We start from the raw sequence: 20,230 nt of genomic DNA on the forward strand, positions 1-20,230 counted from the left end.
CAGTGGATTCGGATCAGCCATGCTCGACAGATGAAGTATTCAGGGGCGACAGTTTGTCCTGCAGTGAAGTTTATTTTCGTAGCTTACTGGTTTCCTTGCCACTACTTTTTGAGAAGTTACCGCCAAGGCGCTCAAGGCGGCCAACCGCGAGTTCGTCCTGCTGTGCCGCGAGCTTGATCTGGTCGGCGGGGAGCGCCTCGGCATCGACGGCAGCCACTTCAACGCCAACGCCGGCGACGCGAGCGTCAAGACCCTGACCCAGCTGGAGCGCGAGCACTCCGCCCTCGAGCGCGAGATCGCCCGGTACCACCAAGAACTCGACCTCGCCGACACCCGCGAGGACGCCGAGGCGGCACCGACGGGCGCGGTATCCGCCAAGCTCGACGAGCTCACCGCCCTCCAGGCGGCCAAGGCCGCGCGGATCGCCGCGCTGAAAGACACCGGCGAGACGCAGATCTCGCGCACCGACCCCGACGCCCGCCGGCTCAAGAAGCACGGTAAGTCCACCGTCGGCTACAACGTCCGGAGCGTGGTCCACGACAAGCACAAGCTCATCGACGTCGCAGAAGCGACCTCGGCCGGCAACGACGTCGGTCAGCTTGCCCCGATGGCCGAGGCCGCCAAGAGCGCGCTGGGGATCAAGGAGGCGGAGGTCTTCGCCGACGCCGGCTATTGGAAAGAAGACGATATTGCCGCCTGCGAGCGCGCCGGACTCCTCCCCTACGTCCCCATCCCCGATACCGAGCGCGCCGTGCGCGACGCCGGGCGCCTGCCCACGAGCGCCTTTCACGACCTGCCCGGGCCAAACGTCCACATCTGTCCGGGCGGCGAGATCCTGCACCCCTACGGCGAAGTCGCGCGCAACGGCAAGACGCTCAAGCGCTACGCCGCCAGGGCCGGGCGCTGCGAAGGCTGTCCGCTTGCGAAGCTGTGCCTGCCCGAGAAGACCCCCTACCGGCAGATCTACCGCTCGGAGCTGGCCGATGTGGTCGAAGGCCATCGCGCGCGCATGGCCGAGCACCCCGAGGCAATGCGCGCGCGAGCGGCGCTCTGCGAGCACCCCTTCGGCACCCTCAAGCGCTGGATGGGCTGGGACCATTTCCTGGTCCGCGGCCTGGAGAAGGTCCAGGGAGAACTGGCCCTTTTGGTCCACTGCGACAACTTCCGACGGGTCTTGAGCATCCTCGGACTCGACGGATTCCGGGCGGCCTGTGAAGCGCGCCGCCGCTCGGGCGGAAGGCCAAATCGAAGCGTCCTTTTTCATCGTCTGCAGCTCATGAGGACGCCTGCAAAGGCGCCTCGCGCACCGGTACGCCTCGCGGCGCCGATTCGACACCGCCGCCGCCGCGGCGCCTGTGCGGTACCGCCCGCCGCCCTGGCGAGTGCTTGAGCGGGACGACGGGCGGCCACGGAATACTTGCCCAGTCTCTCCGCGGTGTCACGCATGCCCCCGGCGCTCCGCGCCAAGTGCCACCACGGCCAAACCGACGAGCGAAACCCCATCCGGCATCTTCCAACAGCGTCCCGCTATCCTCCGCCCCATTCCCGAAGGTCAAGCAGTGGCCCTGATAGGCAACAACTCCGACACCCCGGAAACAGCATTCCATTCCATGCTACGATCCGCCCCGGAAACAGGCTGCTACCCGGGAGCCTTGGCCGACAAACCCCGCCCGACACGACAAGGACCCCCGACATGTCGCCCCGTCTGCGCAAATACGCCAAGCTCCTGCAAACCCCCGGCTGCTGGCCCGCGCTGCTGCACGGCGTGGCCGCCACCCTGGACCACGATACCGCCCTCGGACGCGACACCTTCGCCACCGTCATCGACGTCGGCGCCAACAAGGGACAATTCGCCGTCTACGCGCGCACCCGTTGGCCCGAGGCCCACTTGATCTGCTTTGAGCCCCTCCCCGAACCCCGCGCCAAGCTCGCCCGCGTCACCCGCGGACAGGCCGAGATCCACGACTGCGCCTTGGGTGCCGTCCCCGGCGAGGGCTGCATGCATCTGGCCACCCGCACCGACTCGTCCTCGCTGCTCGCCCTAGGCGCGCGCCAGAAGGCGATCTACGGGATGGAAGAGTCCGGAGAGTTGCGCGTACCGATCAAGCGTCTCGATGTCTGCCTCTCGACGCCCCTGCCGCGGCCTGTTCTTCTGAAGATCGACGTTCAAGGCTTCGAGCTGGAGGTACTCAAGGGCGCCACCGGGCTGTTGCCGCAGATCGATGCTGTCTATGTCGAGGTATCCTATGTTGAACTCTACGAAGGCCAAGCCCTGCACGAGGAGATCGAACGCTTTTTGATCGAAGCCGGGTTCAGCCTGGAAGGGCGCTTCAATACCCACATTCACCAAGCCGAGCCGGTTCAGGAGGATTTACTGTTTCATCGCCAAACTTCGACTACGCGCGAACCAAATCGATGAGCGAAAATAAAGCTATACCCTTGTTTCTCGACGGAAAGAAACCTGCGAGCGAAACGAGTCAAATCGAGACCTGGTGACCCTGGGTTTCTGGCTTTTTCATGCCGTGAAGGGCTCCGATCACTTTTCTCCCTGGTTACTCGTCTTGCCGCACAACGTACCCGGCGTCCTCTAGTAGGTCGATAATTTCCTTGGCCCGGACCTCCCATGTGGCCACCTCAAGCAAACGCAGATAGTTTCGCTCCACAAGAGGCTGATACCTTTCGACGTCACGAAGTGCCTGGACAACAGCTTTGCCTGGCAAGTTCGAAACATCTATCTCGATGGCGGGATTGTAACCGAATAGGTCGATCAACTCCTGCGGAGCACGACCGATCACGAGCGCACGAGAGGCAATCGCCTCAAAGTAACGTAACGTTACCGTTTCAACCGAGCCAGCGATGTGTGGTTCCGTCTGGCTGCGCGGATAGCATACAAGGGCTTTCGAATCGGAGAGCGCTGCGCGAAGCTGGGCTAAGTTCGAGAAAACTTGCTGTCCTGCCTTAGGATACACATGGCGCAGTCCACCGTTGCCTACGTCATCCTTGACCGCCGTCGTAAAGTACGGATAGGTGCGTCCGTATTCGAGAACGTCGATGGAGCGTTCTACTAAGCGCTTTCCGGGGTTGTAGGGACTAGGATCTATCCCTTCGGGAACCCATTGTGCAACCAAGCCAGGAATGCGCTCGGCCATGACTTCAGCACATCGGCGTGCGCTGAACATTGCAAACCTAACGCGGTGACGACGCAACTGTCGCTCCCATCGGGGCCAGTGGGCTTCCCAGCAATCCATGGCATAAACAATGGGCTCGTGAACGAATGCCACAGGAAACCACCGACCGACTCCGGACCAGCCGGACATTGCAATGAAGGCATGACGTCCATAGCAAAGATTACGCTGTAGCCCGAGCTTCGAAGCGATGCGCCCAGTTAGTAGGGTCCCAGGGACAAGGTGATAGTCGACCGTCGGAACTCCTTGGCGCACGAGTTCGCGATGCAGTCCGTCATACCACCAGCCTTTCCCCGGCATTCGCTTCTGAATGTAGACTCTTCGACTCACGGCATAGTCTCTGCCAATATTTGTAACTTGTAGAACGCTAAACCTGCCAAATCATCATTCCAGAAGTTATAACGCCGAGTCGTACCTTCGCGCCCGACAGCGGAAAGTGCACATCGAAACGAACTGTCGACCCTAATGCCTTTAGATCGTGTTGAGTACCGAGGTCGGCTGGTCCGGGCTGAAGTGAGCCGCTGCGTAGCCACACAAATACTTTGCAACATCCAATTCAAACGTTAGAATGTACTATCCATGATGCATCGCCTTAATCTAAGGAAGGTCAAAAGTCTCAAGCTTCGCTGGTTAAAGAGGAAAGTGTAGCAACGTACATACTACGCACCAAGCTTGCCGGAGGGGATAGGTCCGACTTTGGCGATGACGTCGCCAAGTCCTGGGGAGTGAGATGCTCCAGGAGTTTTATAGCGCGACTGTACTGGCCGACACCGATCTTTAGACACAACCGTCGGATCCTAGAGCCGTCGGTCCGAGCATAGATTATAACACGATCTCGCGAATCTTGTTCGGATCGTGGGCGCTCGGGCGCTCAAACAGAGCAGCTTGAAGAGTCCCGATAGATTTTGGAGCCTAACGGGCTTTGCCCTACTCTCCGCATTGGCCGACTTCTAAAGCGAAGAAACGCGGATCACAGGCCTAAAGCGGCATTCTCCGACGGCTTGGCTTGGTACGCCGCTCGCCCAACGCCGCCCAGACACCGCCACCGCACACAATTCCATGCTAGGATCGACCCCCGAGACGGCCGGCTTCCTCTTTAACAGACGCCCCGGGGATCGCCGGGCTCCGAGATCAAGCACAACAAGATACCCTAACTGACGTTTCTCACTTCCATACGGCTATCATAACATAAGCAACCACGAATATGCGCGCATATTCGTGAAATCTTATTGACGAAACCCATACTGCCTCAATGACCAAACGGGCGTGAAAAGCGCGGATGAATCGGCGAAGAAACAAGCGGTTGACGATGAATGCAGGCCCGCTTCGGCGTATAATCAAAGGTGCCTAAGCCAATGATTAGACGCCAAATACGAGCCGCATTCGATGCCGATCTTACCCGCACTCGCCGTTCAATTCGAGGGCCTGTTCCCGAGTTCCGATCACGGCCGGGAACGTGCCCGCTGGTTCATTCTCACGCAACAGGCGATCCTGCTGCCGATCATCGCCTCGCGCACCTCCAACCTGCTGCGCACCATCGCCATCATCTTCGGCGTGGTGCTTGGCGAGGCGAGGTACCACACCTTCATGGCCTCGGTGAAGCTGCCGTGGGCGCGGGTCTGGGCGGTGCTCTGGCGGGCGATCCCCGACCCCCTCACCGACGTGCACCTGCTGGTGGTGCTGGACGACTCGATCAATCCGAAGACCGGCACCAAGGTGTTTGCCTGTCAGCGCAGCTTCAACCATGCCGCCAAAACCAATCAAAGCGCGTTTCCGTGGGCGCAGACCATCGTCACGTTCGGACTGCTGAAGGTCATTCACGGGCGCTGGTGCTGCCTGCCGTTGGCCTTCGCCTTTTATCTGCGCAAGGCGACCCTGGCGCTGCGCTGCGTGCGCATCCGCACTCGGGCGATCACCTTCGAGACCAAGTTCACCCAAGCCGTGCGCCTGATCCGGACCTTCGCCGGGGTCTTTCCGAGGGCACCGATCCCGGGGGTCACCGACAGCTGGTTCGGCAACAACGGCTTGCTCAAGCCCTTGCGACGGGCGCTCGGCTCCCGTGCCCATCTGCTCTTGCGCCTGCGCGTGAACGCGGTGCTCCATGATCTGCCGGTGGTCGTGCCGGGACGCGCCGGACGGCCTCGCAAGTACGGTGAGCGCCTCGGCAGTGTCAAGGCTATGCAGACCGCGCTGCGGGCCACCGCGCGGATCTATTCACTCAACCTCTGCGGGCAGGTTCGCGACGTGGTGGCTGCCGCGCAGATGGTGATGCTCAAGACCCTGCGCTGCCAAGTGCGCGTGGTCCGGGTCTACCGGCGCACCCAATGGGTCGCATTGGTGACCACCGACCTGACCCTATCCGTTGCGCAGATTATTGAAATCTATGGCGCGCGCTGGAAAATCGAAGACGGATTCCGCGAGATCAAGCAGGAAATCGGCAGTGCCCAGACGCAGACTCGCCATCCCGATGCGGTCGTCAACCATCTGCATTTCTGTATGGTGGCCACCACCGTCATCTGGATCTTCGCGGCCAGCTTGGAGCAGGCCCCCGCGCGGCGATACGCCGCCGCGCGACGGACCGAATATGCCTTCGCCGAGGTGCGCCGAGCGCTCGCCTATGATCTCGCCGACGTGGGTTTCGGGGTCGACTGCGATGATCCCGGCCAAGGCACCCGAAATCACCTCATCGTTGCAGTCATGCGGCTGGTCGCCTGAGGAAAACGAGAAACTTCAGCTAGGACGATACCGATCAAAAACTTCTATCCTTACGAAGCGCAACATTTTATCAGGCATGATATAAAGCCGTGGACTCAAACCTATCCGCCAACGTATTCTTGATTGTCCGTATATGACTCATCTCCTCGACACGCAGTTGGCTGTTCGCAATACCGCGATCCGAAAGGGGATTGCATATACCCTTCTTGCTTACCGACGTGCTTATCGTCCATTTGTCAGCGCGGAAGAGTACCTTAGCAAGCCACCGGTAGTGGTAAACTCGATCCCGAAGAGTGGTACTCATCTGTTACTCCAAGTCGCACGTGCGTTACCCGCGTGCACGTACTACGGCGCTTTTATCAACTGGGCAAGTTCGCTTACGCTGCATCCGCGAAGTCCATCGCAAATCGATAGTATGCTGCTGGGCTTGGTGCCTGGCGAAATCGCGGGAGCGCATCTGTATTATACTAACCGCAGCTCGGCAGTACTCGCTAGACAGAATATCGTTCACTGGTTCATCGTTCGCGACCCAATCGACATAGTCCTGTCAGAGGTTCATTACCTTAGGTCCATGAATTGGCGCCATCGGATGGCCCGCGAGTTTCGTCATTTGAATCAGCAAGAGGCAATCACGCTCTGTCTGAATGGCTCGGGAAAGAGGCCGGACCTGTATCCGAATTTCGAAGCGCGACTACGTCCCTACATTGATTGGCTCAGCGACGCATCAGTCACACAAGTCCGTTATGAGGATCTGATGGGAGCAGAGACACGCAAAAGGGAGATAAGACGTTTAGTCACTGGCTGGATGCAGCAAGTAGCTGGATTCAAGGAGGCTGATATCAACCGAATTGTGGATCGCGCAAATCAGGCCATCGCTCCGGAAAGGTCTCATACATACAGTGGCCGTGAAAAGAGTCGAGACGAAGAAGCGCGCGCAGCGCTAGCGGTTCCTCTAGCAGATCTCCGCCGCCGATGTGGTTATCACCCAGCGGATTGCTAAGGTGGAGGAAGCCTGATCGGGGTGCTTCAAATTGCACTTGCGTGCGGCCTGGATTGGAGGTTCAAATGAAGATTTTGCACGTTCTTTTATCGTTAGCTCCCCGGAGGGGTGGTCCCGTCAGCGTCATTACCGCCTTGGCTTGTGCTCAAGCAAATGCGGGGCATCAGGTCACGATCTGCACGACTAACGCCGATTATCCAGAAGGGGTTCTACGCCCACCCGGTACGGATCGACTTTGCCGAGGATTAGTAGAAGTCCATTACTTTTCAGTGCACTTCGCCCCATTGGATATTTCCCTAAGCCTAGCACGTTACATGCGCCGTAATTACGAGAAGTTCGATATTATTCATATTCATGGACTTTATCGTTTTCCATCGACCTTTTCCGCTTGGCTTGCGCGCCGGTATGGAGCGCCTTACATTATTTGTCCGCATGGTGCTCTGGACCCCTATCTATACGCGCGAAGCTCAACCAGCATCGCGTTGAAGCGTCTTTATGAACGCTGGCTCGACCTGCCGAACCTGCATGGCGCCAGCGCAGTTCACTACACAGCGGAGGATGAGCGCCGGCTTGCCTCTTTCCTGCATCTGCGCTCACCCTCATTTGTTGTGCCGAATGGAATCGACTGGGGACCGTTCGAAACGTTGCCGGGGCGGGGCGCTTTTCGCGAGACCTTGGCGATCGGCCAGGCGCCTCTCCTGCTTTTTCTCGGACGTCTTCACCATAAGAAGGGCTTGGATATTCTCATTCCAGCCTTTCAGGCAGTCAGTCGTGCTATTCCGCTGGCACGTCTTGCCATCGTTGGGCCTTCAAACGATGGCTACGGTGATCAGGTGCGTCATTGGGTTCGGGAGCTTGCGCTTGAAGAAGCCGTCACCTTCGTGGACTTCCTCACCGGGACGGACCTCCTTCAAGCTTACGTGGACGCGGACGTCTTCGTCCTTCCGTCTTATACAGAGAACTTTGGTATGACTGTCGTCGAAGCAATGGCCTGCGAGCTTCCAGTCGTGATTTCCAATCGGGTTAATATACACTCGGTGATCACGGACGCGGGCGCCGGAATTGTCACGGACTGCGATGCTGATGAATTTGCGCATGCTGTCGTGGCCCTACTTGAGGATCCAGATCAGTGCCGGGAAATGGGTGCCAGGGGTCGTTTCGCGGCTCACGAGCGTTACACATGGCCAGGCATTGTCGAAGCACTGACTCGTGAGTATGAAGAAGTCACCGCTCGAGTCAGGTAGGTTTGCAATGATTCCTCTAAACTGAAGATGTGAGCACCCAATTGTTGGAAAGGACGCAAATGTCAAACAAGACAACTGAACCGACAAATGTTGGATCTCAGAAGACATTTTTCTTCTGTGGTCGATTCCAGAGTTTTGCGATCTGCGAGACGGTTGCTCCTTTGCTGCCGTACGTCGAGAAACAAATCTCAAGCGTCGTCATTAAGGTGCAGGCGATGGGGCTACCGGTCATGCTGTGCACAATTTTGGCGCCCTTAACCGACGGATATGCAACATTATTAATGACCTTGTTATCAAACCTGACGGCCCCTGGTGAGTCGCGTTTTTCATGTATTTACTAAGCCAGGACTAGGTGTTGTTTGTGGTGTTTGATGGTCGAGGAGGCGACTATTGCTGCGACAGAAAGTGATGATGACTCTTCCGTTGCGAACTTCCGAAACATAATTGGAAAATTTCAGGACTATTCCGGAGATAACGTGACCGTTTCCCTGCGACATATCAGCGCATCCGTCGTCTACCTCTGGGTCGCCGCCCTATTTTACGAGGCATTTACGGCTCCGCCGCGCTTGATTGTATTCGGCATGCTGGTAGAAGCCGAGCGCTCTCGAACCGTAGTTCTTTTAGTAGGTGTAACGATCGCGTGCTGCGCAGCAATCATCATTAGCAATCGCTCGTCATACATTGCAGGCATTATAAAGTACAGTACACCTAATATTTTATTGTTCATTCTCAGTTTTTTTTTGATTGGGCTAGGGATATTGCAAAATAGCCCTTCTGGAGTTGCTTATGCGATACTCCTATGTCTTACACTGATTTTAACATTGTATATTAACCATTCTTTATCGAATAGTTTCTACTTTTCAATCTCGGTTCTACTGGCCTGCTCGCTATTGGTTTTTTTAATATACTATGGTTTCCCAAATAACCGCTGGATAGGAGGTATCCATCCTAATCATACTGGAGCCTTCTGTGTTTCAACTGCGTATTTCGCGGCTAGGTCCAGAAATCGCTATCGGTGGTTACTGTATGCAATTGCGGCGTTTTTTGCTATCGTTGTATCATCGCGATACGCTATCATTGCTATTTTTATCATTGGGATATTTGATTATTTTACCCTGATTAAGCTATCGCTTTCACGCCTTTTCATGACTGTTTTTCTCGCTTTTATTGGCTTCATTTTTGTTGTTACGGTATCTGATTATATCCTTATCGATGTTTTGAGGCTTGATGACCCGAATCGGGGTCTTGGATCAGGAATGACGGGGCGAACGGATATGATGGGGAATTTTTGGGGTCAATTCGTGAAACATCCGTTGATCGGGTACGGTTTTCGTAACCGTGATGAATATATCACAACGCACAATGGATTCTTAAACTTCGCTCTTGAGAACGGATTTTTCGCCACCTGCATACTGGCCGCTGTAGTGTATTCTGGTATCTATCGATCGATTCGTAATTTCCGAACAAGCCGCGACAGTCTCCAGCTTATGCGGTTCGGATTCTGGTCTGCATGGTTAACCGCAGGTTTTTTTCAACCCCAAATTGTAAACTTCGGTGATGCCTTTGCGCTGTTCACTTTTTTTCTTTTGACCGATAATCGCCTGGAGTCAGCGACTTCACGGAGCCCTCCATGTCAACCAATTTAGAAGTCCACGAATCTGGCTGGTTGCTCGAAGGGTTTGAACCGCGCCGTGTCACAGCCCATCGGCAGGCTGAATACGATCTGCTGTAAAGGCGATCGCACTTGGGTTGAGGGCGACAATCGGGTATCGTTAGCACGTGGGACGTTCCACCTCAGACACTACCCGGTGCCCCGATCCTCCATGGGATCATTCGCCGATTGAATGAGCAACTGGAACGATCACGCCGGCCGGCACCCCGCACTCCGTCCCTTGATGCCCGCTTGGGAAGCCGCAGAGTTCGCCTGGATACATGGCATAGGCTATCCCCGGCCGAATCGTTCCCATTTTCGCTCCATCGACATCTGGAAGACTGACGCGGACAGCGACTAGGTGCTGGACCAAGCCTGGCTCGCCCGCCCACTACCGATCCGCGCCCCGGCGGCCTGCCGGGCGTGATCGTACTTGGAGGCGACGATGAACCCCGCGCAGCGGCGACCTGCGGATCATCAATTAGCCTCGGCCGAGCGCCTCGTCGACGACGCATGGCGCCGCAGAAGGCCTCGGTCAACGTTAGATCTACCTTGCCGGAGGGAGCAAGGCGTCCTGGCGTAAGTCGCAGAATATAAAGCTAAGATTGCAGGTATCCTTACGCTTGCGCTGGGGTTTTTTTGGAGCAAACAATTATCTAGGTCGAGCAGGCTGATCTCAAGTACACTGTCGACTATGGGGAACTCTATGATCCGGTAATCGAGCGCTCGCGGACTATACACCTGCGGTGATCGATGCAAAGTCTCCGGAAACGGATCGGCATTTAACATTGATCGCCGGAAAGCCCTGATCGTGCTCGATTAAGATAAAGTACGTCGGATGGCTCTTTGATGCCCTCACCTACCCGACTGATGGACATCGCGGGTTGCTCTGACAGTTTCATCGACATTGAGATGACTGAGCCGTGACAACGGATTCAACGCCCACAACAGCAGCCAGTGGTACTAAAACCCCTCGCGTCCGAAGGCTGAGCGCTCGTCTTTCGGCTTCCATAGGCTCCTCCACCAGCCTGCGCGGGCGCCTTGTCCGCGGCGGCTTTGGCAGCCTGGCCCTTAAGCTCGGCAGTACCGCGCTGGGGTTCCTGCTCGCGATCTTTTTAGCTCGCACACTGGGGCCGGAAGGCTATGGCGTCTATGCCTTCGTCTTGGCCATCGTCTCGCTCTTGGCGATCCCCACCCAGTTCGGTCTCCCGCAGCTCGTCGTGCGTGAGACGGCTAAGTCGCAGGCAGCCGAGCAATGGGGGCGGATGCGCGGGCTGTGGCGCTGGAGCACGCTGGCGGTTTGGCTGTTCTCGTCACTAGTGGTGGTCCTCGCCTTCGTCGGCCTCTGGTTGTTTGGAGAACGCCTCAACGAGCTTACGCGCTCGACCCTGGTGTTCGGGCTATTGCTCGTCCCGTTGATTGCCCTCGGCGACCTCCGGGGCGCGGCCTTGCGAGGGCTCCGACATGTCGTTGCGGGGCAATTGCCGGAAGCGATCTTCCGCCCCGGACTTTTGATGGTTTTCTGCCTGGTTGTGCTCCTGACGGCGCCCAATGAGCCCCTCACAGCGGCGACGGCGATGAGCCTGCACGCATTGGCCTCCGCCATAGCCTTTGCCCTTGGCGCGTGGCTCCTCTGGCGGGCGCGCCCCACCGAATTGACCACCCGACCAACCCCGGACTATGCCGCCCGCGCCTGGACTATCTCGGCTTGGCCGTTGGCACTTACGGCCGGTCTCCAGGTTATCAATGCACAGAGCGGCGTCCTGCTGCTCGGGCTCTTCGCCACGCCCGACGCCGTCGGGGTCTACAAGGTGGCCGTCGCCGTCGGGATGCTCATCGCCTTCGGCCTCGGGGCGGTCAATCTGGTCGTGATGCCCTACTTCGCGCGGCTCTATATCCAAAGTGATCGGGTCCGTCTGCAACGATTGGTCACCCAGAGTTCCCAAGCGATCCTGGCCCTGGCCGTGCCGGTCACCTTGGTCTTTGTGCTCTTCGGTGAGCGGTTCCTGACCCTCACATTTGGGCCCGACTATGCCGCCGGTCACACCGCTTTGAGCATTCTTGCCGTCGGGCAACTGGTGAATGCCAGCATGGGCTCGGTCGGTATCCTCCTCAACATGACCGGTCATGAACGCGATACGCTGAGGGGTGTCGCCATCGCGGCGGTCGCCAATGTACTGCTGGGCTTTGTGCTGATCCCCCTGCTCGGCCTCGCCGGGGCTGCCTTGTCCACGGCGGCAACGCAGATCATCTGGAACCTGTTACTACGCCGCGCCGTGTGGCGCCGCATCCAGATTGAAACGATGGCGTTCGGCATGTCTTTTCAGCGACCGTTCCGATGAAAACTTTGTTTTCCGATATTGTTTGTCAATGCCTGTTGTTTATCAAGACCTTGGCGCAGAACGCCGCCCTATAATCCCTATTATGAGTTGTTTGGGGATTTTCGGGGTGATCGTGAGGGCTGTTCAACCACTCTCATCTGTATCGTGATCAGATGCTCTCTTTGTTGCCCGCGAACTTCGCTATTGTCGGCGAGTGTAAATGCCGAAAAACTGGCGTACGCCGGGTATAAATATTCTGTTTATGAGTTATTGAGTAATCCAGTGAAAGATTTGGCCATTAAGCTCCGAAACGCGGTCTTGCTCGATCGCATCAAAAGATCAATGCGCATCGGAAGAGTTCCCGGTTGCATCTCCATAGCAGAAAATGGATTCTGGCGATATAGACACCCGCCGGTGGCCAGCCTAAAAAGGACGGCAGCCTATTTTCAACAAATACAAGGCGAAACCATAATTGAAGTCGGAACTGGCGTCCATGGGAAAATGTCTGGCAACAGCATGTTTACATGGACCCGAAGAACAAGCGCCAAGCGGATAATAGCTATAGATCTAGAAGACAGTCGGCTGGAAGAAGTTCGAAGTATCACAAGAGGGTTTTCGAATGTCGAGTTAATACTAGGTGATGGGATAGAATATCTAAAGCATTTTCCCGGAAGGATTGACTTGCTATACCTGGATTTTTGGGTTCCTGATCCATCCAATACCACACTTGAAGGGATTGGAAGAGCTCACGCCTACAGAGATGCATTCATTGCTGCACGAGATAAGTTGAATTTTCATTCGATGATATTGATTGATGATACCGATCACATACATCCTTGGAAGCATACGTATATTGTTCCATTAGCTCGCGAATCCGGGTATGACGTCCTATATACGGGAAGACAGACACTACTCAAGCGATAACATGACGGGCCGCGCTGTTAGCCTTGATCTGAGCAAACTGAAGTCGGTCGTAGTGGAAAACGTGCCGACAAGAAAGGTTGACAAACTGAATCCCTTAGTAACGATTCACTAACAAGTAACGCATTTTACCTCAGCCAGCTTGCATGAAAAGTGCGCTAGCGACTTGAAAAGGAAACGACGTGCTGCGAGCATCGCTCCCGATGATCCGAACGGGAGTGGTCGCAGCATGAACGAGTTTCCGGGCTACGGCGCAGCGCACGAGGAGACGATGCGGATGTTCTCGCGCACCTTGGACGAGGACCATCGCCGCCGCTACGCGGCGATCGAGGCGCTGAAGATCGGTTTCGGCGGCATCGCCTACGTGGCGCGCGTGTTGGGGATGAGTCGACGCACGCTCTACACCGGGATTCGCGAGTTGGAGCAGTTGCGCGAAGACGACCCGGACCATCCGCAGCGCCCGAGCGGCGACGCCAAGCGGGTGCGCCGCCCCGGCGGCGGCCGTCCGCCGATCACCGAGCGCAAGCCGCAGCTGGAGTCGACGCTGCACGAGGTGCTCGACGCCCACAGTGCCGGCAGTCCAACCGACGAGCGGGTGCGTTGGACCGATCTCAAACCGCTGCAGTTGGCCCATCGCCTGCTCGAGCGCGGGTTCGAGATCAGTCGCAACACGGCCGCCGCGTTGCTGGATCGGGCCGGCTTTCGCCGCCGTGCGCTGCGCAAGGAGTTGATCACCGGCGTGGTCGACCCGACGGCACGCGACGAGCAGTTCCGCCACATCGCCGCGCTGCGCCGCTTGGCGCGTCGGCTCGGCATTCCGGTGTTCAGTATCGACACCAAGAAGAAGGAGGTGCTCGGCACCCTGCATCGGCCGGGACAGTCTTACAGCACCGCGCCGCAAACGGTCTTCGATCACGACTTCCGCCACCTCGCCGACGGCATCCTGGTGCCGCACGGGGTCTACGACGTGCTCGCCAACGTCGGCTTCATCACGCTCGGGACATCGCGCGAGACCAGCGCCTTCGTCTGCGACGCGATCGCCCTGGCCTGGACGGTGTTGTTCCGGGCGATGTATCCCAATGCGACCGAACTGGTGTTGCTGTGCGATTGCGGCGGTGCCAATGCCGCGCGCTCGCTGCGCTTCAAAGAGGACTTGATCGAGCTGGCCACACGCTTTGGCGTGCGCCTGCGCATCGCCCACTATCCTCCTTACACCTCCAAGTGGAACCCCATCGAACATCGCCTGTTCAGCCAGGTCGAGCGCGCCTGGAGCGGAGTCATGCTGGACAGCCCCGAGACGGCGCTGCGCACCGTCGAGCAGACACGCACCCAAACGGGACTGAGCGTGACCGCGCGGATCCTCGACGCGACCTACGAGATCGGCCGCACGTGCTCCGACAACTTTCGCGACGTCAAGGATCGGTTCATTCGCCATGATCGCGTGAACGGGCAATGGAACTACCTCGTCGATCCGAATGGGTTCGCTTATTAAAATGTTTAACTTGTTTTTGAACCGTTACTTAAGCGCAGCGCTTCGACTATCGAAAATGCGCCGCCAACTGCCCATTGGAGAGGGCGCCGAAAAGCACCTCACGCCCAATCATTAATAGAACTGTCACTTATGCGGACCCTCCAGATTAGTAACAACATTGCCCTACGTAGATCCTACGTAGTGTGCTTGGGAATGAAGCGATCGGGATCCACGCTGCAGTATAATATCTCTCGAGCTCTACTAGAACGAACGCGGCCGGTCACAAACCTGGGATATTGCCCTGGTGAAAATCTATCAGAAAGCATCCAGAGCGCGACAGGAAAACTGCCTACTAATTCCGAGTCGATATTGGTAAAAAGCCACAATCCGCCGTGGGAGTTTCGACTTGCAGCACCGCCTGAAGCAGCGTTTCTTTATATTTACAGAGATCTAAGGGATGTGTATGCATCTTACAAACAGAAATGGGGGCGTTCGTTAGATTTCTTTTGTCGAGATACTGCCGCGCATTTGGCGCTCTACGAGCTATATGAGAATGATGAGTTAGTGCTCACTCAAAAGTATGAAGATTTATATCACAACAAGATATCTGGAGTGATCGACATAAGCAGATATCTCGGTATTGATCTTGACGATGCGACTTACTCCGAAATTGCCAGCGATACTTCTGTTGAGGCCTTCGAAAATTTTATTCGCCGTCGTTTCGTGCTAGGAAACCCCTTTGCGTTTTATGCCAATCGTATTATTCGATGGTTGCCCTTGTCCATTCGCCGACAGTTAAGCATGTCCGCAACGTTGCGCGCGGTGAAGAGCCATCTCTTCCCGCTAGACACGCTGTCTGATAAGGCAACACAAATTCATCCTAACCACTTCTCAAGAACCCGTGGTAAACCAAATGCGTGGATGGACGTACTTACGGATAAAGAAACAGCTGTTATTGATTCAGAGTTTGGGGGATGGCTAGACAGACATGGCTACAGGGCATTTGGCGAGTAAACTTAGGCGATACCAGTATTGCGGAACCGTAATCCCCAATGGTACCATACTGTAACTGTTCAGGATAATCTGTCAAAGCAAGTTCGTAGGGCTGTAAGTTTGCAACATGTCTAAACAGCTACCGACAACCGATAGTCCCGATAGCATAGATGACAAACCGGCGCGGTTCCGGGCGAAGAACGCCGAGCAGGCGAACCAGCTCGCCGAGCTGCTCCAACGTATCCGCGAACTCGAAGCGCGTCTGGCCGAGGATGGTCACAACTCCAGCAAGCCCCGCCTTTGGACCCCCAGTTCAAGAAGCCGCCGCCACGATTATTGCCGTAAGGCATTTGGCCGCCTGAACAGTTAAGTTAATAATAGGATCTCAGGAAGTTAAATAAAACGGGTAATCCCCCGGCTTTGCCGGGGTGACAGTAGCAGTTTGACATTTCCGGGAGTCCATCGGGGACACTCCGCAGCGTGAGCCGCCAAGCACACGCTTGTGGAGAGTCCCGATGGACGATTTCGAGAGCCTAAGTCACTCCAAATGGGAGTGCAAATATCATGTTGTTTTCATCCCGAAATATCGCCGCCGCGTGCTCTATGGGCAACTGCGGTCACACCTCGGGGAAGTCTTTCACCGGTTAGCCCGGCAAAAGGAAAGCCGGATCGAAGAGGGGCATCTGATGTCGGATCATGTTCACATGCTCATTTCGATTCCGCCGAAGTATGCCGTGTGCCAGGTGATCGGCTTCATCAAGGGCAAAAGCGCGATCCATCTGGCGCGCGTCTACGGCGAGCGCCAGCGCAACTTTACGGGGCAGCACTTCTGGGCTCGGGGATACTTTGTCTCGACCGTCGGTCGGGATGAAGCGACGATCCGAGAGTACATCCAGCACCAAGAGAGCGAAGACCAGCGCCTGGATCAGCTCAAACTGTGGCGCTGATTTGCCGCCTTTAGGCGGCCCAAGAACCGTGGGGCCGCGTTAGCGACCCCTTTGCCGCTTTGAGCGGCTCACGAATTCAAAGCCCCCGGCTTTGCCGGGGGATGGTTACTTCTATGTTTAATAAAATGTTGGAGCCTCGGATGAAAGCCGCTAGCGGTCATTTCAACAGGCATATCGCTATGCGTTACGGAGAAGAGCTCGGACTGTGGTATGTGATTGAATTCCCAAAGGCAGGTGGGACGTGGCTAACACATATGGTGGCGGATTTCCTCGGCATTCCTTTCCCGCAGCATACACTACTCCCTGTAACCTTTAAGGCAGTACTACAATCCCACTGGAAGTACACGCCTGGGCTCAAGAGGGTCTTCTACCTAGTCCGTGACGGACGAGATTCAATGGTGTCACTTTACTATATGCGGATGCGTTTGGTAAAGCGGGCGTATTATCAGCACGATACCAAATACAAGAGGCAGTTCCAAAGGTTGTTCGGATCGAATTTCGATCCTGATGATATTTATAGTAATTTGCCGAGATTTATCGAGCAGGAGATGCGGCATCCCCAAGGCGGTACACGCATCAATTGGCCTGACCATGTTCGCCAGTGGTGGAATCCCGAGCACCCGGACCGTTACTGTCTGAAGTATGAAGATCTTCTATTAAATGGATTTGACACACTCCTGAATGGCTTCCAAAAACTCGCACCTGGAAGTCTGGACGAGGAGCAGCTGCGCCACACCATACGTCGATATGAGTTTGAGCGAATTACAGGTAGAAAGCCGGGAGAAGTAGATAACTCTTCCTTCTTTAGGTCAGGTACTGCGGGAAACTGGGTTGCTTGCTTTTCCCCCGAGGCGATAGAGACGTTCGACCACTATGCAGGTCAAACGCTGATGGACCTTGGGTATTACGATGAGGACAAGAGAGGGCTTTTGAGTGTTCGCGAGAATCAGAGTCTACGCGACGTTTCAAACTGAAGTTTCTCGTTTTCCACAGGCGACCAGCGCCGTAAGTGTAGCGATGAGGGGATTTTGGGTACCATGGTTGGGATCGCCGCAATCGACCCCGAAGGGCACGTCGGCGAGGTCATGGGCGAGTGCTCGGCACGCATCTACGAAGGCATATTCGGTCCAACGCGCGGCAGCGGAGTGCCGCGCAGGGGGCCCATTTTAAGCTGGACCCGTAGTTCCAGAAGTACGGGGCGGCTTAAAGTCCTGAAATGCAACATAGGCTGCGCGGATATAGGCCATATCCGCCATTCTCCATGACTCCGGCTGAGAGCGGCACGCCCGAAGGAGGGGTGGCACTGCCGCAGCGGCGTCAGGGGCGCGCCGGTGTGTTCTGTGGCAGATCTCCAGAACATAGCTTTTAACGCTCAGGCATCGTAGCGCAAGGAATGGGTTTGTTCAAAAGACTGGCTGAGGGCTGGGGGCTGGAGGGCGCGGGGCGCGGCTAAAGCGCCCCGAGGCATGACAAGACGACCGAGATGACAACATATTCGGGTGAACTGAAAGACACCATCCTGATGAAGCTGCTGCCGCCGAACAACGTTGGCGTCCCGCAGTTGGCCGCGCAAAACCGGCATCCCTCGCGACACCCTTTACGTCTGGCGGCGAGAGGCGCTGGGTCCGTCCGGTCGACCGCGGGCATAATGCTTGAGCCAACGGGATGACAGCCGCCTCGCCCTCATCCAACAAAAAAATTAGATTCATGGCAATCCGGACCTTCAGTCTTTAGTCGTTCGTTAGTTAGCTAACCAACAATTACCTATTTTCTTTTCGCCGCAGAACGACAAGATACTTATCGCCAACGGAGGCATTGAATAGATTTGGGATCTCTGGAAATCTATGTACTGCTTGTATTACATTACGGTCCAGTCCATGCTCATTCTCTTGATTGTGCTCGTACTGTATAATGCGTTTTGAATTCTCTTGCTGCCATATTATTCGATCACCTGGTTCTAACCTGTTGTTCCAAAACATCGGTACCGTAGGTACTCCGGGATAGCGATAATGATGAATATTGCCGACGTCTGGTGCATCATCGAAAATGGCGTAACGAAAACCTCTTTCGCTTGCTTCTTTTAACCTCTTGCAGTTGTTAATGTGGTCGTCAAAATAGCATAAGTTATTCTCTCCGGCTATTGCGAGTTTGCAATTGCTCCATTCATCCTCGAAAAGCTCAATGGAGTCGTCAGTGAATGCCAAGCGACTAAGATCAAGATCAAAGCCGACGATTCTCGCATTGGGGCAGGCTTTTCGAAGTGTATATAATGAGCTGCCAATCCAGACGCCGCTTTCGACTATGAGTTCAGGCTTTATCACTCGGCAAACGGTGTAAAGAAGCAGGAGGCCCGGGATTGAAGTGGATCCTGGGGAGCCAAGAGCGGGATGCTCTCCTATCATAGAGAGAAAGCATTGTATTGATTCCCGCCCATTGCCGTTTATACCGAACGCTTTGAGAACGAAGTCATCTATCGTGGAGGCGGTTTCATCGACCAGCTGGTTAAAGAGGCGATCCGGAATGATTGCGCTCTTGTTGTGAAGCCGGGGGGGCGATACAGAATCTTTAATGTCCAGCACCTTTGTCGACGTATCTCTCTGCATAGAATAGTTTCGTCGGGATCCGAGTCTGTATATAAGTTTTCGCGGTAGGGCGCGCAGCAACGTCCTCGTGTCTTTGTAGCCAAACATTAATTACCTCGGCGTGAAATGAAGGCAACACACATTCCGCGGACAGGAAGCGTCTGGGGCTGGGGTCTTGAAAAGCAACATCCTGAATCACGCGTTCGGAAGTAAACCGCGTCCTGGTGTGATCCCATCAATGCAACACCTCATCCAGACTCTGTGCTTCCAGAATCCGACCCGACCATTGCAGAAGCGTCTCGGGATCGGCTGCGGTGATTCGGTGTCGGACCGTCTCGCTTGGTGGACCGAACTTGCGCACGGAAGAGTGGCCAAGTCTTGCAATGCAACATCCCGCGGTCGGAAACGAGCGACATACGGGGTCGTGGGTAACTCGGGCCAGAGCTTGAGGTGGTGCGGAGCGACCTGAGACGGGTGATACCGCCGGAGCGGTATCGCGAACGCCCGATACTCTGGGGGAAGACAACGCGACTCGGGCCAAGGCACCGACCCTCCGGTTTGCGGCTGCTCAGGCACGCCCGACCACCGAATTCGCCCCGAGGAGCGCTTCGCGATAAGCATCCGCGCAGGCGCCCCGCCCCGCATAACGCTCGACATAACCGCGCCCGTTGCTCCCGAGCCTCACACGTTCCTGAGGATCCCGCATAAGCCTCTCCAACGCCTCGACAAGCCGCTCGGGCTGATTCGGCGGACAGGCGACAAAGGCGTCCGACGCCTCGCGCAGTTGATCCAGCGGCGAGCCGTGCGCAGCGGTACAGATGAAGGGCCGACCGGCCGCCATAATCGCATAGACCTTGCTCGGGAGCGCGAAGGCCGCGCCCGCGGGGTTCTGCGGGACCAGATGCACATGCCCGTCTGCAAGTCCCTCGGCGAGATGGGCCTCGGGCTTGAGCGGCTCGAACAGGAGGCTGTCGATCCGCCGCTCGGCCGCGCGCGCTTGCAGCGCTTCGCGGTAGTTGCCGTCGCCGCGGATGATGAGTCGGATGTCCATGCGCCGCTGTTGGATGCACTCGGCGAGGTCGAGCAACTGATCCAGGCCCTGCTTGCGGCCGACGTTGCCGCTGTAGAGCGCGGTGAAGGGACCGGGGCGCTCGGGCAGGGGACGGATCAGGGTGTCGTCGACCGTGGGCGGGATGATGT

Annotated in this window: 15 protein-coding genes; 11 read left to right on the forward strand and 4 right to left on the reverse strand. The window is 56.4% G+C overall.

Annotated elements, in window-relative coordinates:
- Positions 1 to 70: 70 nt before the first annotated feature.
- Positions 71 to 496: a hypothetical protein gene (locus AADX97_RS26620; RefSeq protein WP_374237213.1), complete on the reverse strand. Its 426-nt coding sequence runs from the start codon at positions 494 to 496 to the stop codon at positions 71 to 73.
- On the opposite strand from AADX97_RS26620, the gene AADX97_RS26625 reads away from it, so the two are divergent.
- Complete coding sequence (locus AADX97_RS26625; RefSeq protein WP_374239160.1) at positions 455 to 1,390, forward strand: transposase; 936 nt, start codon at positions 455 to 457, stop codon at positions 1,388 to 1,390. The genes AADX97_RS26620 and AADX97_RS26625 overlap by 42 nt on opposite strands.
- 303 nt (positions 1,391 to 1,693) lie before the next feature.
- Positions 1,694 to 2,419 carry an FkbM family methyltransferase gene (locus AADX97_RS26630; RefSeq protein ID WP_374237212.1) on the forward strand — a complete coding sequence of 242 codons (726 nt, stop codon included), beginning with the start codon at positions 1,694 to 1,696 and terminating at the stop codon, positions 2,417 to 2,419.
- 133 nt (positions 2,420 to 2,552) lie between these two features.
- On the opposite strand, the gene AADX97_RS26635 is transcribed toward AADX97_RS26630, so the two are convergent.
- On the reverse strand, positions 2,553 to 3,149 hold the full coding sequence (locus tag AADX97_RS26635) for a glycosyltransferase (RefSeq protein WP_374237211.1): 597 nt from the start codon (positions 3,147 to 3,149) through the stop codon (positions 2,553 to 2,555).
- Positions 3,150 to 4,571: 1,422 nt separating this feature from the next.
- Between AADX97_RS26635 and AADX97_RS26640 the strand changes: the two genes are divergently transcribed.
- From AADX97_RS26640 to AADX97_RS26680, 9 genes are all read left to right on the forward strand, one after another.
- The gene (locus AADX97_RS26640; RefSeq protein ID WP_374237210.1) at positions 4,572 to 5,900 is read left to right on the forward strand and encodes a transposase; all 1,329 of its coding nucleotides are present in this window, start codon (positions 4,572 to 4,574) and stop codon (positions 5,898 to 5,900) included.
- A 1,065-nt stretch (positions 5,901 to 6,965) separates the two neighbouring features.
- Positions 6,966 to 8,144, forward strand: a complete 1,179-nt coding sequence (locus AADX97_RS26645; RefSeq protein WP_374237208.1) for a glycosyltransferase — start codon at positions 6,966 to 6,968, stop codon at positions 8,142 to 8,144.
- Positions 8,145 to 8,203: 59 nt separating this feature from the next.
- Positions 8,204 to 8,485 carry a hypothetical protein gene (locus AADX97_RS26650; RefSeq protein ID WP_374237207.1) on the forward strand — a complete coding sequence of 94 codons (282 nt, stop codon included), beginning with the start codon at positions 8,204 to 8,206 and terminating at the stop codon, positions 8,483 to 8,485.
- A gap of 135 nt (positions 8,486 to 8,620) precedes the next feature.
- Positions 8,621 to 9,790, forward strand: coding sequence for an O-antigen ligase family protein (locus AADX97_RS26655; RefSeq protein WP_374237206.1), 1,170 nt, complete (start codon positions 8,621 to 8,623; stop codon positions 9,788 to 9,790).
- Between the two features lie 928 nt (positions 9,791 to 10,718).
- Positions 10,719 to 12,137 (forward strand): flippase, encoded by a 1,419-nt coding sequence (locus AADX97_RS26660; protein WP_374237205.1) that lies wholly within the window; start codon positions 10,719 to 10,721, stop codon positions 12,135 to 12,137.
- A gap of 1,129 nt (positions 12,138 to 13,266) precedes the next feature.
- Entirely contained in the window at positions 13,267 to 14,529 is a 1,263-nt protein-coding gene (locus tag AADX97_RS26665; RefSeq protein ID WP_374237204.1) for an ISAzo13 family transposase, read from the forward strand.
- A 129-nt stretch (positions 14,530 to 14,658) separates the two neighbouring features.
- Positions 14,659 to 15,522 (forward strand): sulfotransferase domain-containing protein, encoded by an 864-nt coding sequence (locus tag AADX97_RS26670; RefSeq protein ID WP_374237203.1) that lies wholly within the window; start codon positions 14,659 to 14,661, stop codon positions 15,520 to 15,522.
- Positions 15,523 to 16,016: 494 nt separating this feature from the next.
- Entirely contained in the window at positions 16,017 to 16,448 is a 432-nt protein-coding gene (gene tnpA, locus AADX97_RS26675; protein WP_374234571.1) for an IS200/IS605 family transposase, read from the forward strand.
- A gap of 140 nt (positions 16,449 to 16,588) precedes the next feature.
- A complete protein-coding gene (locus AADX97_RS26680; RefSeq protein WP_374239070.1) occupies positions 16,589 to 17,422 on the forward strand; it encodes a sulfotransferase domain-containing protein in 834 nt (277 codons plus the stop codon).
- A gap of 786 nt (positions 17,423 to 18,208) precedes the next feature.
- Here AADX97_RS26680 and AADX97_RS26685 read toward each other — a convergent pair.
- Together AADX97_RS26685 and AADX97_RS26690 are read right to left on the reverse strand one after the other, a co-directional pair.
- A complete protein-coding gene (locus AADX97_RS26685; RefSeq protein ID WP_374239069.1) occupies positions 18,209 to 19,051 on the reverse strand; it encodes a hypothetical protein in 843 nt (280 codons plus the stop codon).
- A gap of 547 nt (positions 19,052 to 19,598) precedes the next feature.
- Positions 19,599 to 20,230: glycosyltransferase (locus AADX97_RS26690; RefSeq protein WP_374239342.1), on the reverse strand; the 632-nt coding region annotated here is incomplete at its 5' end.

This window comes from Thiocapsa sp. C2-2m, assembly GCF_041903745.1.
Taxonomy (GTDB): Bacteria; Pseudomonadota; Gammaproteobacteria; order Chromatiales; family Chromatiaceae; genus Thiocapsa; species Thiocapsa roseilacustris.